The organism is Winogradskyella luteola, from assembly GCF_019203985.1.
Taxonomy (GTDB): domain Bacteria; phylum Bacteroidota; class Bacteroidia; order Flavobacteriales; family Flavobacteriaceae; genus Winogradskyella; species Winogradskyella luteola.
Genome location: NZ_JAGSPD010000002.1, coordinates 130,520 through 144,840 on the forward strand (window position 1 = coordinate 130,520; position 14,321 = coordinate 144,840).

A 14,321-nucleotide genomic window follows, 5' to 3' on the forward strand; every position below is an offset into this window, starting at 1 on the left:
AATTCTAATATTTGTTACATTTGATTATATATGAAGGAACTTCTGAACAAATGGTATAAAAATCATGCGCTAGTATATAAAATACTGCTGTTTTTGGTGACCACGCTTTTTATTGTCTACTTATTTCCAAAAACAGGGAAATTCAGATATTCATTTGAAAAAGGAAAACCATGGCAATCTGAAAATTTATATGCGCCTTTTAATTTTGCCATAAAAAAAGCGCAAGATGAGATAGAAAAAGAGCAGGCAGAAACAGAAAAAAATGCTTCAGTTTACTTTGATGTAAATACACAACTTAGTAATAATACACTTTCTGATTATGCAAAAAAATTCAATCAAATATTTAATGATACGCTTTACTTAAATGTTCGAAATTCAAATCTATATAAGTCAGGTAAAACCTTTATAGATAAACTTTATAACAATGGAGTTCTAGATTCTGACTATTCGTATTCCAATGATAAATCCGTTGTCTTAGTAGAGTCCAATACAATTGAAAAAGAGCTGTTATATGGAGATTTGGTTGAAATTAGCCAACTAAGACAACTCCTAGAAAATCATCTTCCAAATTCTATAGCTTCAGACAAACGAAATAAAATGATATCACTATTTTTTGATATCGTAAAACCAAATGTAACACTCAATGAAAGTTTAACACAAAAGACACTAGAAGAGGAGCTCTCTCAGATTTCACAAACACGAGGTAGTATTGAAAAAGATCAGTTAATCATATCAAAAGGGCAGGTTGTTAAGGATGAAGAGTACAATATTTTAAATTCTCTAAAAGCGGAATACGAATCCCAAGTTTGGAATACAGCAAATTACAATTGGGTACTTGTTGCCTATACATTATTAGTTGCCTTAGCACTTTTGATGCTTCTATTATTTCTAAGAAAATACAGAATAGTGGTCTTTCTCAACAATACAAAAGTTACTTTTATTTTCTTCAATGTCGGGTTAATGATTTTATTGACCACATTGGTTATTAATTATAATTCACAATACATATATGTTGTGCCATTGTGTATTTTACCATTGGTTTTAAAAGCATTTTTTGATGCAAGATTAGGCTTGTTTGCCCACGTCCTTACAGTGTTGTTATTAGGCTTCATTGTACCAAATAGCTATGAATATATGTTTCTGCAGATTATTGCAGGAATTGTAACTATTCTCACTGTTTCGGAATTATATAAACGTGCCAATTTATTTATTTCCGTGGGACAAATTACACTTATCTATATCATTGCTTATTTTGCTTTCTTTGTAATTCATGAAGGGCAAATAACGAGTCTAAAATGGGAAACATTTGGTTTGTTTATTCTGTGTGGATTAGCGACACTATTTGTACAACCTTTAATTTATATTTATGAAAAGATATTTGGCTTAGTTTCTGACGTATCGCTTTTAGAGCTTTCAGATACCAATACCAGACTTTTAAAGGAACTTTCCAATAAAGCACCTGGTACATTCCACCACTCGTTGAATGTGGCCAATTTAGCAGAAGCGTCAGCCAATGAGATAGGTGCGAATTCGATGTTGGTTAGGGTAGGAGCATTGTATCATGATATCGGTAAGATGAGTAACCCAACTTACTTCACAGAAAACCAAAGTACAGGCATTAATCCTCATGATGAGTTATCTAATCTAGAGAGTGCAAAAATAATAATTGACCATACGCTAAGCGGTATTGAAATTGCCAAACGAAATAACCTTCCAGATCGTGTCATTGATTTTATAAGAACGCACCATGGAACAAGTTCAGTATATTATTTTTACATGAAAGAAAAAGCTGAAAATGAAGATGTTGACATTAATGATTTTTCATATCCTGGCCCAAAACCGTTCAGCAAGGAAACTGCGATTTTAATGATGTGTGACAGTGTAGAAGCAGCATCTAAAAGTTTAAAAGAACCCACAACAACTAAAATTAATGAGTTTGTAGAAAACATTGTTAATAAGCAAATGGAAAGTGGTCAGTTTTTAAATGCTAACATTACTTTTAAGGAAATTCAATCTATAAAGAAGGTTTTAAAGCATAAGTTAGCTAATATTTACCACCTTAGAATTGAGTATCCAGAATAAAGTCACTTTTATTACAAAAAACTAAAAAAAATTGTTGCGTTCTTTAATATGAAAAGTTACATTTGCACCCGCCTAAATGATAAAGATATATTTGTCTACAGGCTTACAATTTCATAGAACGTTCTATAAGTATTGTTTGGAGAGGTGCCAGAGTGGTAATGGAGCAGATTGCTAATCTGTCAACGCGTAAGTGTTGCCCGGGTTCGAATCCCGGTCTCTCCGCAAATTAGATAACCAGTTTTCGGGGTGTAGCGTAGCCCGGTTATCGCGCCGCGTTTGGGACGCGGAGGTCGCAGGTTCGAATCCTGCCACCCCGACTTTTTAGGGTTTTAAACTCTTGAATTGTAATATAGCTCAGCTGGATAGAGCATCCCGATTTTATCGGGACGGTCACAGTTTGAGTCATAAAGGTGGCATAGCTCAGCTGGATAGAGCACCTGCCTTCTAAGCAGGCGGTCCTAGGTTCGAATCCTAGTGCCATCACAAAAGGCTTCACTTGTAATAGTGGGGCTTTTTTGTTTTTCAATAGCTTATGTACTGTACCTATATTTTATATTCACAATCAAAGGACCGATACTACATCGGTCACAGTGCGGATTTGGACGATAGGCTAAAACGCCATAATGGTGGGAGAAGCAAGTCCACTAAATATGGTATCCCATGGAAAATCGTCTACACAAAAGAATTTGCGACCAAACCGGAAGCCTATCAGCACGAAATGCATATTAAGCGACCGAAATCCAGGGATTTCATATTGAAGCTGATAGAGCTACAGAGAGAATAGAGCATCCCGATTTCCTATCGGGACGGTCCTAGGTTCGAATCCTAGTGCCATCACAAAAGGCTTCACTTGTATAGTGGGGCTTTTTTGTTTTTCAATAGCTTATGTACTGTACCTATATTTTATATTCACAATCAAAGGACCGATACTACATTGGTCACAGTGCGGATTTGGACGATAGGCTAAAACGCCATAATGGTGGGAGAAGCAAGTCCACTAAATATGGTATCCCTTGGAAAATCGTCTACACAAAAGAATTTGCGACCAAACTGGAAGCCTATCGGCACGAAATGCATATTAAGCGACAGAAATCCAGGGATTTTATATTGAAGCTGATAGAGTCAACTAAAAAACTATAATTCAAGTATCAACTTTTGACCAATTCTCAACGTAGAGGTTTTCTTAATTTTATTGGTTCTGCATATTGCAGCAATACTTGTTCTATTTCTTTTTGAAATTCGAGATAATGTATCGCCCTTACGAACTACATAGACTTTTCGTTGTTTTTCCAGACTTGCCAAAGCTGCTTCTTTGGTTTCAAAAAGTGTCAACTTTGCTAAACTTTTAGAACTGTGGTAACTTGGTCTGGTCCACTTGCGAGTCACCCAAATATTTTGTGAGCGTATACTATTAGAACCATCAAAATTAAAAAGGTATTCAGGATGAATATATTCACCTTTGTAACTTGTTACCAAATGCAAATGACTTCCTCTTGAACGTCCTGTATTGCCACCTTTACCTAAATATTGTCCTTTAGAAATTGTATCATTTGCTTTAACAGCAATGTGCGACAAATGGGCATAAGTGGTTTCTATACCATTATAATGGCGTACAACTACGGTTTTACCGTGCCCACGACTATATCTGGCAAAGCGCACTATGCCATCAAGCATGGAAACTACTGAATCACCTGTAACCAAATCGATATCTATACCTTTATGTGGGCGACCTTTACGCCAACCGTAACGTGATGTAATTACTTTTTTGTGTTGAACTGGAGAGGAGTAGGTGCTGTCCTTAAACTTTATTTCAAATGGAAATTCTGATACTGTATTTCTGTAAGGGTTATAAACAGTAGTATCCCAATAACCAGCCTTTATATCAACAATTTGTTTATTTTTTGTGTCTTTGCCTTCTATAGGAATTTCAATTTCTTCAATTAACAGGCTCTTTTCAACCGTTTTAGGAATCGTGATTTTTATAGAATTTTGAATAGTATCTTGTTGAGCAAAAACACACATAGTAAAGACTATGGATAAAATAGTAAAAAGGGATAATTTCATCAGTAATAAAAAAGCATAAAAATAAACCAACGCAAAAATATCACAAATATTATTTATTGAAATTTAAAAACGATATCGACATTAGTTTTTTCAGATTTTAGCAAATAGACTATAAAATCTATCGTATCAGTTAAATACTTAACGGTGTAAAAAGTAAGTTTGTTATCAATTAATAAAAATTACTATGAAAAAGATATATTTAATTTGCATTGTGCTAGTATTTGCTTGTAATAAAAGTATTAAAGCGCAAGCACCAGAAGCTGTTAAGACAACCTTTAAGGCAAAATACCCCGGGGAAAATGATCCTGATTGGCATAAAGACGACCAGGGTTACTACGAAGCACATTTTAAAATAGATGGTGTAAAGTATAGAGCAGATTTTAATGCTGATGGTTCTTGGGTGGAAACTGAAACCAGTATTGACGAGGACGATTTGCCTGAAGCGATAAAAAAAGTGATTAAAGAAAAATTTGATGATGAAGAAATCACTGAAGTTGAAAAAGTTGACAGTGCAACCAAAGGCTTATTTTATGATGTCGAATTCAAGAGAAAAGGAAAGAACAAAGACGTTGAGTTTAAAGCCAACGGCAAAATTATTAATTAAACGAACCATTTCATCCAGTCGTAGCATCAATTAATCTTGATGCTTTTTTTATGCGCAAACTGTTGTAAATTTGCATTTTTATAAAACGTTTCGAAATCAAGTATATGTCTCAGACCAACCAAGCTATCCAAGAAAAGAAAACCGATAAAGAATTATATGACTATCAGCAAGGTGCTATAAGCCAAATTTTCGAAAAGTTTGATACCGCTCCAGACGATTACCATTTATTATATCAGCTACCAACTGGAGGTGGGAAAACAGTGATTTTCTCTGAGATGGTGCGCCAGTACTTAAAAAATCACAATAAGAAAGTTTTGGTAATGACCCACAGAATAGAGTTGTGCAATCAAACTTCTAAAATGCTGACCAGTTTTGGTGTCACCAATAAAGTGGTAAACAGTAAAGCAAATCTCGATGACCAAGCTGAATATTCATGTTTTGTGGCCATGGTAGAGACTTTAAACAACAGGTTGAATGACGACAAATTAGATATTTCTGATGTGGGCTTAGTGATTATCGATGAGGCACATTACAACTCATTCACCAAGCTTTTCAAGTTTTTTGAAAAGTCCTTTATTCTTGGAGTTACGGCAACTCCGTTGAGTTCTAACAAAGAACTACCAATGAAGGATAATTACCAAGAGTTGATTACTGGTGAGACTATTGAGAACCTAATTGAAAACGAGTTTTTGGCAAGAGCTGAAACTTACGCTTACGATATGGGCTTAACATCATTGGAAGTTGGTTCTAATGGGGACTATACCGTAAAATCTTCAGAAGATTTATACTCCAGTCCGGCAATGTTGCAAAAAACAGTAGACGCTTATAAAAAGCATTCGCTAGGGAAGAAGGCCTTGATTTTCAATAATGGTATCAACACATCTATTAGTGTCTATTATGCTTTTAGAGAGGCAGGTTTGCCGATTATGCATTTAGACAATACCGCAACCAAAAAGCAACGCCGACAAATTTTAGATTGGTTTCACGAAACACCAAATGCCATATTGACTTCGGTAAGTATTTTAACCACAGGATTTGACGAACCAACCATTGATACCATTATCTTAAATAGAGCCACAAAATCCTTGACGCTCTACTACCAAATGGTGGGTAGAGGCTCTCGTATACTGAACAATAAATCAAAATTCACCATTATTGATCTAGGTAATAACCTTTATAGATTTGGGCCATGGGGAGCGGATTTGGATTGGCAGCTCATTTTTAAGTCACCAAATTGGTATGCAGACCGTATTAAGAGTGATGAAGCTATTGAAGCCAATTTTAAGCACGATTTAGCTGACGAAATTAAAGGAGAGTTCTCTAAATCTGAAGACACCTATTTTGATATTAGGCAGACCTACAAAGATGCTGTAGCCAAAGGTGAATCTTCTAAGGTGGTTTTGGAGCGTTCCATAGAACAGCATGCCAAAATTTGTATTGAGAACAGTGAAGATGTCTATGATGCATTAGGTTTAGCCAAATTGCTTAAAGATGATATTAATCAACGTATTGAAATCTATGCGAAGTGCATCAGTAAAAGCACTTATAATTTTTTAAAATGGTTAAAGGACGATTATAAAAAGAAGCTCAACTCTTATTTACGTGCAAATTTTGATGAGAAGTTTGAAGAAATTCATGGTTATCCACCAGAAAAATAATTTTCGTAAGTCACTTGTTTTTAAAAACTTAAATATTCTTAAATTAAGTTTTAATTTATTGTTAAACCCGCCTCTAAGACGTTAAGATTTCTTAATAAATTTGACTCGTATATACTACTCTTATATATTAAAGATAGAATCATAAAATCTTAGAACAATGAAAACACTTATACTAGCACTGGCATTACTGTTTACAATTCAACTTTCGGGACAAGATCCTATAATGCAAAAGGATCACGATGCCTTGGAAAATGTCGCCACAAAAATCACTAAGGCTTACGATGACCAAATAGGGTTGGACGGTAGCCAATTTGTACCATTTCAAAAAATAGTTGAAGAGTATTTAATTAGAGAGGAAACTATTCATAAAAACTTTAAAGGTAGACAAAAATTAGACTTGCTCTATAATCTACGTAAAGCTGAGAGCATGGAAATTAGAAATGTGTTGACCCAACCACAATTCAATCTTTACAAGACCATAAAGCCACAAATTCAACCTTTGGCGAAAATCAATTCCAAAAAAGATATTTCTGACGATACCGATAAGTAAGAATTGAACAGTTTGGTATTAACGATGGTAATCTTTACCATCGTTATTTATTTACGTTAATATTAGAACAGGTCATAAAAGACTGTTAATGTGGTTGTTATTTGTAAATTAAGGTTGTATATTTAGCTCTCTAATGAATAGAAGCATCTTACATTATCGCCTAAATTTATTCCTATTGGTTGGAATTTTAAGTCTATTATGGACATGCAAATCTGCTGATAAAGCTGAAAATAGAGCAAATGATTTGCTTGCTTTAGAGCAGCTGTCTGAACAAGAAGAGTATCGTATTGATGTAAAAGTTGCGTTTCCTTTTAATACTTTGGCAACCACACAAGTACTAAATGCTTTATTGATACAGAATGCAGGAAACAATCCCAATAGAATTGATGTAGCCGGAAATGGTAATTTTATAGAGATACGCAAAGACTCCGTGAAAGGTTATCTGCCATTTTTTGGAGAACGCCGCATAAATGGTGGATCTTATGGTGCAAATGAAGCTGGTATACAATTTGACGGTAAGCTAGAAAACTATACCAAACAAGTAAACGAAAAGAAAGGCAAACTGGTTCTTGAGTTTAGTACAGAACAAATAAAGAATGGATCGGATAGCTACGATGTTATTATTGAGATCTACCCAAACGAAAATACCATGGTAACTGTAACACCAACGTATAAAACCTTTATGCGTTATTCGGGAATGTTAACTGCAGTGGATATTGTGGAATAGTGAAAGGGGAATTTTGGACGAGATTAGTTTGTGTATTATTTTACATAATGTAAGTTATAGGACATTTTTAATATTTGATTATCCAGTGGATGATTAAATATTAAAACCAATGTTCAGCGCACACTATTTAGTGTTGAATGTCCTGCGGACATTTGTTGCTAAATACACAAAGCCTAGCTTTTAGTCATAATCGCGTAAACGACAAAATGTACATGATAAAAAATTTTAGACGATTACTCACAAGTTTAATATTGTTTTAAGTGTTCGTGAATGCTGCGCATGTCTCGTGGATTGCCACAAGAGCATAATTATTTAAAGGATTTGTATTTAAAACCAATCATCCACTGGATAATCGATTTTAAATAATCTATGCACTTGTTATATATAGAATTCCAAATTGGCTTTTTTAAGTTTCAATATCTTTTGTCTTGAAACAAAAGAAACAAAAATTCTTCATTAGGTATTTTAAAAATTGATACTCAATCAATTCTTTAAAATAGTATATAATTTTGGAAACAATTACGGTTCTTTACGCTATATTTTAAGAAACATTTGAACTTCTTAAGATTGCTTTGGAATCCAATTAAAAGGTAGAATTTTTAAGAATATTTATTACTAGCTCCTTAAAATCTTACGCTTCATTCACCTATTGTTTTACCAAATAAACTAGGTATTAAACTTACATTGTTACTTATAAAGATATCGCTGTCTGATTGCGACAAATCCTTTGACGGAATTATATAAATCATTCGAGATTCTTCTTCAATTGTTAAAACTAGAATAAGAAATAAATTATCTCTTAATTCTCCTAAGTCTTTTTTTACAATTTTAGCACTACGATCTATAGTATCTAAATCTAATGATTGTAGAAAAATTTCATTAGTTCCTATAAGAAAATCGACTCCTTCCCTTCCACTCTGTTTTGGTGCTAATTTTAATCCGAATTTTTCTAGTTCTGTTTTGACAAAAGCAACTATTTTGTTTTGCTTATTCACAAGCTATTATTTAAGGTAGAACATATCATTATCAATTTCCTTAACCGATGAATGTTAGAGAACAATATCAATATCATTAACATTTCCACCAGCTCTCAAAATAATTTCTTTAATATATCCTCTACTGACTGTTTCTAAAGATTCCACCATCATTTCGGTCTTAATAATTCCTAGATAAGCATCAATGACAGTATTTTCCATATTGTCTATCTTATTTTTAAAAACTTTATAATCTTTTGAAGAAGTGCACCATTATTATAATATTCTAAAAAACTAACTACAGTATTACAAGAACCACATTTAATAGCACTCAATTTAAAATTATAATCTCTAACCTCTACCACTTCTGATACAAAATTGTTGGCTCTTTCGCATTTTGGGCATTTTATATTTGTAAACATAGTTTATTTATTTTTTTGGTGGCGGAGGTGGTGGATTTCTCATCGTAGGAACACTTCCTTTTACAATACCGGATGATCTTTGAGTTGTTTTGGGTTTAGGTGCTTGTGACCTATTTCTTTCTTTTGCCATAATTATTGATTTAAAAATTATTAAAATATTCTCTTGTTCTTATATCTGCTTTCTTTTTAAGCTTTTTCCAATGTTTGATGTTTAATTTATCATCCAATTTTTCTATTGCAACAAAATCTGTGTCCTTAAGCATGAAAAACTCTTTCTTTATTCGTTTTTCTTTTTTAGAATTATTATCGCATTCATACCAAAGTTCCTCTAATTTTGTAAGATATTTAAGGTACATATTTCTTAATACTGATATTTCTTCAAGTTCTGAATCAGATCTTACAATTTGATTTTCAATTAAAGCAATTAATTGAATCACAGCTATAATAATACATGCAACCCAAGCCAATGGCTCCCAAAATGCCCAACCAAAAACTCCTGATCCAGAAAATATTAATGTAGCTATTTTTATGTATCGCTTTAAATCTTTCTGGAAATCTAAATACAAGGAAAGGTAAATTTCGCCGAACTTTATCTGTAGCATTTCATACCAAACCTTTTTTCTCATAATTCTAGGACTTATTTTTTCCTTTTTTTCGTTGGCCCCACTTTAATTGTCTCAATGGTTGTCGTTTTTGGTCTTCTCTTTGCTTCTTCAATTTTTATGAATTGACCACTTCCAGCATCTCTGCCTCTTTTACTTGTTCTTGCCATTTTAATTGCTTTTAATTATTATAATCTATTATTTATTGAATTGAATATTATTTATCGGTTTATACTTTATAATGCGTTCTTTTTCAAGTTTTAAAGCTTCGATTCTTGGTTTTGGATTATCTTTTATTACTCTACTAAAAATCTTTCCATTTTTTCTATGTTCTGTCATACGTTTTTGAAATCTATCTGCATAAGTAATTCCTTCATATACACGTTTTCCTTTATAAAAATGAGTGTAATTAATAGTGTTGTCAGGACTTCCAAATAAATACATTAGACTATATCCACAAGTACTACCAAAAAATACGCTTGGCAGAATTTCAAATAACAAGACCTTTTCTTTATTATTTTTAGTCTTTTCAATATATGCATATATACCGCCTGCAAAACCACCAATTAATAGGCCAAATATTTTTTCATTTTTTGTTGCCATAATAATTAGCTTCTTATTGGTTTCATATTTATTGAGTTATCTAAATTATCTTTAACCGTTGCATTTGCTACAGTGCGCAGAAATTCTCGACCATTATTAGAGAAATAGGTTACTTCTGCTCCAATTGACCAATCTGGATATCCCCAGGTTATAGTTTTTATTAAGAATTTTTGCTTGAGCAATTTTATAACTGTTTGTTCGTCAGTTTTCTCTCCAAATTTGAAAGAATTATCGTCGTTAACTTTATGAAGTAATACGTGTGTTATGTTATCATTAACATCTTTCCAAACACCTGAAATGAAAAAGTTTGCAAGTTTTGCCATCTTTATATATGTTTAATTATCTTTTTTCTACAATAGTTATTTAAAACTATTTTACGATACAAATAAACAACTACATGACGCACTCTATTTGCGCCATATAAAAAATAGTCAGATTTTAGTAATTTTTAAGTGCATTATTGAGTATATCCTTGATTCTTAAACGAAGACTTTCTGGTTCTAAAACTTTTACAGAGCTACCATAACTTAATATTTTGGAGTGTAATTCATGAAAGGGAACCACTTTGAAAGAAAAAATCAATTTATCGCTTTCTTCTTTAATTAATTGCTGAGACTTATGAATAGGAGATGAAATTAAGTATTTGCCTCTCCAAGAATCAAATTCCAAAACAACATCTTCTACTTCTCCATCAGGAACTGAAATTCCAAAAGCATGATTAAAATATTTATCAGAATCAAAACCAGTTATTTCTTCACAGTTATCTTTGGTTAATTCAAAATTTATTATTCTATCGAGAGCAAAAATTGTAACAAATTCTTTTCCTTCTATTTTACCTATTAAGTACCACAGGTGATCGTACTCCTTTAATAGAATTGGTGTTACTGTATGATTTTTTATTTCTTCAGAATTATGCCTTTTGTAATCAAAATTGAATTTAAAATTAGTATCGTAACCAGAAATAATTTCTGGGATTAAATCACTTCCTTGAAATTTAGGAAAATTTTCGGGCTGAATGGTTATTCTATTTGAAGCTTTTTGTTGACTTGCCTCAATCTTAACTGCATCAATTACTTTATCTATTGCATTGGTGAAATCCTTAAAAATTCCTATATCCTTATAGTGAGCAATATTATTAGTATAAAATAATAAAGCATTCAGTTCTTCATCTTTTAGCTCTATTGCTGGAAATATGTCATCAACATCATCTGGGTAGTAATATGCTCTTTTTTGACTGGAATATTCTATTGGAGCATGCAATTCCACTTTCATATCATTTATATCTTTATTGATAGTTCTAGTTGCAACTGAAATATCATATCTTTCATAAAGCTTATCAATAATTTCGTCCGTCTTAACGTAATCATAATCCCTGAGCAGACTATCAATAAATCGATGTCTTATATATGCATTTTTATTACTAGGCATGAACTAATTCTTTAAAATGTTCATATACCATAACCATAGCTAGAGTGTCTAACTCACAATATTTCAACAAGGCATTAGTAATTTGCTCAATTTCTGATTGTTTCATATCTGTATACTGCAACTTACCGTATGCTGTTAATGCTGCTCCACCATCATTAATATCTTTAATGTCAGAAATAGAATTCTCTATTTCTACCTCTGTCCAATCGTCAAATACAGGTGGAAGACGTTTGTAAGGATTAACAACTTTCCCTTCTTCTTGCTTTAACCAAACAAAGTTGGTAGGGAAGTTAGTAGAGGTTAATAAGATTTTATGAATTGGTTGTGAATACTTGGTTTTCAAAAAATCACTACTATTGAGGGCAGCAGGCAACAAATCCTTTAAAGAATTCGAACCATTTGTCAATGGATTGAAATAAAAGTTTTTCGCAACAACCCAAAGATCTACCATATCTCTATTGCCTCGCCATTCTATAGAACTCTTTTCTTTTGAATGAGAAATACTTTCAATAAATTGAATTAAAGAATCTTTGTCTGCTTCATCAGATTCCAAAAGTTGGAAATAAATGGCATTTAAAATAGTGTTTTCGTGGTTGTGAAATCTAAAAATAGTACCATTATCATTTTCAAGGGCTTTTTTTAGTTCACGGATAAAATCAAAATTAGGGAAATAAGCAGCTTCGTTATTTATATATTCTGTTGAATGCTCAATTTCACCATTTTCCAAATAAGTGTGATGAGAAAATTGAAAAGCAATTTGCTCATAAGGCCTTCTGTCTTTTGAAAATGGTAAAGCTGCTGTGCAAGTTTCGAAATCAATAAAATGCAAAGGAAACACCCATTTATTCATTTCTTCCTTTAATCCATCTTTATCAAGATAAATAGAATCGTCATGATTTATTGCTTTTTCTATCTGAATCCAAGCTCTTTCACTATCTGATAGTTTTCCAACTCCTTCTTTAAACCCTATATCTTCCTTATTCAAACTTTCAGCAAAAATTAAATTGCTTTCAAATAATTTAACTGATTTTGTCCAGTGTATCCCACTAATATCAAATAAATTAGTTTTCTCAAAATCTTTATCATTCCATTTATTTTGCTTTTCAAAACATTCAATAAAGCCAGATTTTAGTCCTTGTTTTTTATCCTCATCTGAAGTTCTAAATTCACACTTATTACATGCCGAATATGAGGTCGCCGAATTCATATATTTATCATTAATATATGTTTCTTTATAATCTTGTATTGCGTCAATAAAAGTTATACCGTTAGCATAAGCATATTTTCCACTTTCAATGCCAGTTATAATGTCTGTTATTTCTAATTTTCCTAATATGGGATTTCCTAATTCATCTTTTGATTTTGCTAATACTGTTACTCCAGTTCTATTATCTGCTGATTTTGTAATTCTGAAAAGTTGGTTTATACCATCTATAGAGGCTTTTTTAGATTTATCTGCCATCATAATAAATGACTTTATTTCCCATTCAGGAAAACAGAGTTGTATAACGTGTTTTTGAAAGGCTACATCAAATAGATAAGATTTCCATTTGCTATCTATTCCTCCTCTTTTTCCTATGAAAATATTCTCATTATCTGGTTCATATGACTTTGATTTAACCTCAATCAATTCGATTATATTTCCTTTTTTTACAAGAATATCTGTTCGAATAAAAAGTCCGTCAACTAAAAAAGCAGCCTCATAAATAATGACATTTTCATTTTTCAATAATTCTTTAGTTTGATTCCAATGTTTTTCATAATCCCAATCCTCACCTTCTAAAAGATGTCCACCAGGATAATATAGTCTTGCGAGTTCCTCAACTTGAAAACCACCTTTAGCTAATGCTTCCAAAAAAGGATTTTCATTTTTTTTGTTAGCATAATCCTTTTTGCCAGTATAGTAAAGCTTATTTGGACATTCAAGCCCAAGCTTAAATCTTGATTTTGATAATAATCTCATAATTATTCATAATAACTTAGACCATAGCAGATGCTATAGCTGATTTATTTTGCTAATAATTAAGGGAATAATCGAATATACTAAAATTGTAGAAGTTGCTTATACGGAAAACCGTAAATATTTGAATATTAGACTATTTAAAATCATTCCACACACATTTTCGCCACTACTCCACCCTTGCAGAAAAAGAGTGTTCCATTAACTGAGAAGAGAAAAATAAAGAGACCTATTATTTAACATGGGCTTTTAACCAAATCGAGCTTGCGAGATTCGTGAACTCATTAGTTTAAAATAGAAATCTTGTGAATAAAGCCCATGTTTACATAACGCTAGTACATTATAGGACATTTTTAATATTTGATTATCCAGTGGATAATTAAATATTAAAACCAATTATTTCTGCCTGTTATAAGTGTAACTATTATTTGTTTTCAAATAGAAACATCCTATGCGCAGCATTCATGAGCTCTTTATTAAAACAATAGAAATCTAGCGAATAATTTACCAACCCTTGGCCAGCGCACACTATTTAGTGTTGAATGTCCTGTGGACATTTGTTGCTAAATACACAAAGCCTAGCTTTTAGGTGTTATTAAAATTTTGAGGTATTTGGGTATTTGTAGAAGAAGCTTTTGGAAGTAATT

Annotated in this window: 18 protein-coding genes and 3 tRNA genes; 10 read left to right on the forward strand and 11 right to left on the reverse strand. The window is 32.2% G+C overall.

What is annotated here, in order from left to right; all coding sequences use genetic code 11:
* Window positions 1–30: 30 nt before the first annotated feature.
* From KCG49_RS02720 to KCG49_RS02745, 6 genes are all read left to right on the forward strand, one after another.
* A complete protein-coding gene (locus tag KCG49_RS02720; RefSeq protein ID WP_218544652.1) occupies window positions 31–2,082 on the forward strand; it encodes an HD family phosphohydrolase in 2,052 nt (683 codons plus the stop codon).
* A gap of 138 nt (window positions 2,083–2,220) precedes the next feature.
* Window positions 2,221–2,304: transfer RNA gene (locus KCG49_RS02725), tRNA-Ser, on the forward strand.
* Window positions 2,305–2,324: 20 nt separating this feature from the next.
* A tRNA-Pro gene (locus KCG49_RS02730) sits at window positions 2,325–2,399 on the forward strand.
* A 92-nt stretch (window positions 2,400–2,491) separates the two neighbouring features.
* A tRNA-Arg gene (locus KCG49_RS02735) sits at window positions 2,492–2,565 on the forward strand.
* A 49-nt stretch (window positions 2,566–2,614) separates the two neighbouring features.
* Window positions 2,615–2,866, forward strand: a complete 252-nt coding sequence (locus tag KCG49_RS02740; protein WP_218544653.1) for a GIY-YIG nuclease family protein — start codon at window positions 2,615–2,617, stop codon at window positions 2,864–2,866.
* A gap of 101 nt (window positions 2,867–2,967) precedes the next feature.
* A complete protein-coding gene (locus KCG49_RS02745; RefSeq protein WP_218544654.1) occupies window positions 2,968–3,222 on the forward strand; it encodes a GIY-YIG nuclease family protein in 255 nt (84 codons plus the stop codon).
* On the opposite strand, the gene KCG49_RS02750 is transcribed toward KCG49_RS02745, so the two are convergent.
* A complete protein-coding gene (locus tag KCG49_RS02750) occupies window positions 3,217–4,146 on the reverse strand; it encodes a M23 family metallopeptidase (protein ID WP_218544655.1) in 930 nt (309 codons plus the stop codon). The two genes, KCG49_RS02745 and KCG49_RS02750, sit on opposite strands and share 6 nt — an antisense overlap.
* A gap of 184 nt (window positions 4,147–4,330) precedes the next feature.
* Between KCG49_RS02750 and KCG49_RS02755 the strand changes: the two genes are divergently transcribed.
* The 4 genes from KCG49_RS02755 to KCG49_RS02770 all read left to right on the forward strand — a co-directional run bounded on the left by KCG49_RS02755 (window position 4,331) and on the right by KCG49_RS02770 (window position 7,685).
* Complete coding sequence (locus tag KCG49_RS02755; protein ID WP_218544656.1) at window positions 4,331–4,750, forward strand: PepSY-like domain-containing protein; 420 nt, start codon at window positions 4,331–4,333, stop codon at window positions 4,748–4,750.
* Between the two features lie 104 nt (window positions 4,751–4,854).
* Complete coding sequence (locus KCG49_RS02760; RefSeq protein WP_218544657.1) at window positions 4,855–6,408, forward strand: DEAD/DEAH box helicase; 1,554 nt, start codon at window positions 4,855–4,857, stop codon at window positions 6,406–6,408.
* Window positions 6,409–6,565: 157 nt separating this feature from the next.
* Window positions 6,566–6,958 (forward strand): hypothetical protein, encoded by a 393-nt coding sequence (locus KCG49_RS02765; RefSeq protein ID WP_218544658.1) that lies wholly within the window; start codon window positions 6,566–6,568, stop codon window positions 6,956–6,958.
* 133 nt (window positions 6,959–7,091) lie between these two features.
* Complete coding sequence (locus tag KCG49_RS02770) at window positions 7,092–7,685, forward strand: DUF4251 domain-containing protein (RefSeq protein WP_218544659.1); 594 nt, start codon at window positions 7,092–7,094, stop codon at window positions 7,683–7,685.
* Between the two features lie 638 nt (window positions 7,686–8,323).
* Here KCG49_RS02770 and KCG49_RS02775 read toward each other — a convergent pair.
* The 10 genes from KCG49_RS02775 to KCG49_RS02810 all read right to left on the reverse strand — a co-directional run bounded on the left by KCG49_RS02775 (window position 8,324) and on the right by KCG49_RS02810 (window position 13,677).
* Window positions 8,324–8,680, reverse strand: coding sequence for a hypothetical protein (locus KCG49_RS02775; protein ID WP_218544660.1), 357 nt, complete (start codon window positions 8,678–8,680; stop codon window positions 8,324–8,326).
* Between the two features lie 54 nt (window positions 8,681–8,734).
* A complete protein-coding gene (locus KCG49_RS02780) occupies window positions 8,735–8,881 on the reverse strand; it encodes a hypothetical protein (RefSeq protein WP_218544661.1) in 147 nt (48 codons plus the stop codon).
* A 5-nt stretch (window positions 8,882–8,886) separates the two neighbouring features.
* Window positions 8,887–9,081, reverse strand: a complete 195-nt coding sequence (locus KCG49_RS02785) for a hypothetical protein (RefSeq protein WP_218544662.1) — start codon at window positions 9,079–9,081, stop codon at window positions 8,887–8,889.
* Between the two features lie 7 nt (window positions 9,082–9,088).
* The gene (locus KCG49_RS16390) at window positions 9,089–9,211 is read right to left on the reverse strand and encodes a hypothetical protein (RefSeq protein ID WP_256259838.1); all 123 of its coding nucleotides are present in this window, start codon (window positions 9,209–9,211) and stop codon (window positions 9,089–9,091) included.
* Between the two features lie 10 nt (window positions 9,212–9,221).
* Complete coding sequence (locus tag KCG49_RS02790; protein WP_218544663.1) at window positions 9,222–9,707, reverse strand: hypothetical protein; 486 nt, start codon at window positions 9,705–9,707, stop codon at window positions 9,222–9,224.
* A gap of 11 nt (window positions 9,708–9,718) precedes the next feature.
* Entirely contained in the window at window positions 9,719–9,853 is a 135-nt protein-coding gene (locus tag KCG49_RS16395) for a hypothetical protein (protein WP_256259839.1), read from the reverse strand.
* A gap of 28 nt (window positions 9,854–9,881) precedes the next feature.
* A complete protein-coding gene (locus tag KCG49_RS02795; RefSeq protein ID WP_218544664.1) occupies window positions 9,882–10,286 on the reverse strand; it encodes a hypothetical protein in 405 nt (134 codons plus the stop codon).
* A gap of 5 nt (window positions 10,287–10,291) precedes the next feature.
* Complete coding sequence (locus KCG49_RS02800; protein WP_218544665.1) at window positions 10,292–10,609, reverse strand: DUF3892 domain-containing protein; 318 nt, start codon at window positions 10,607–10,609, stop codon at window positions 10,292–10,294.
* Between the two features lie 115 nt (window positions 10,610–10,724).
* Window positions 10,725–11,714, reverse strand: a complete 990-nt coding sequence (locus KCG49_RS02805) for a helix-turn-helix transcriptional regulator (RefSeq protein WP_218544666.1) — start codon at window positions 11,712–11,714, stop codon at window positions 10,725–10,727.
* A complete protein-coding gene (locus KCG49_RS02810) occupies window positions 11,707–13,677 on the reverse strand; it encodes a DUF2779 domain-containing protein (protein ID WP_218544667.1) in 1,971 nt (656 codons plus the stop codon). Before KCG49_RS02810 ends, KCG49_RS02805 begins: the two co-directional genes overlap by 8 nt.
* Window positions 13,678–14,321 lie beyond the last annotated feature (644 nt).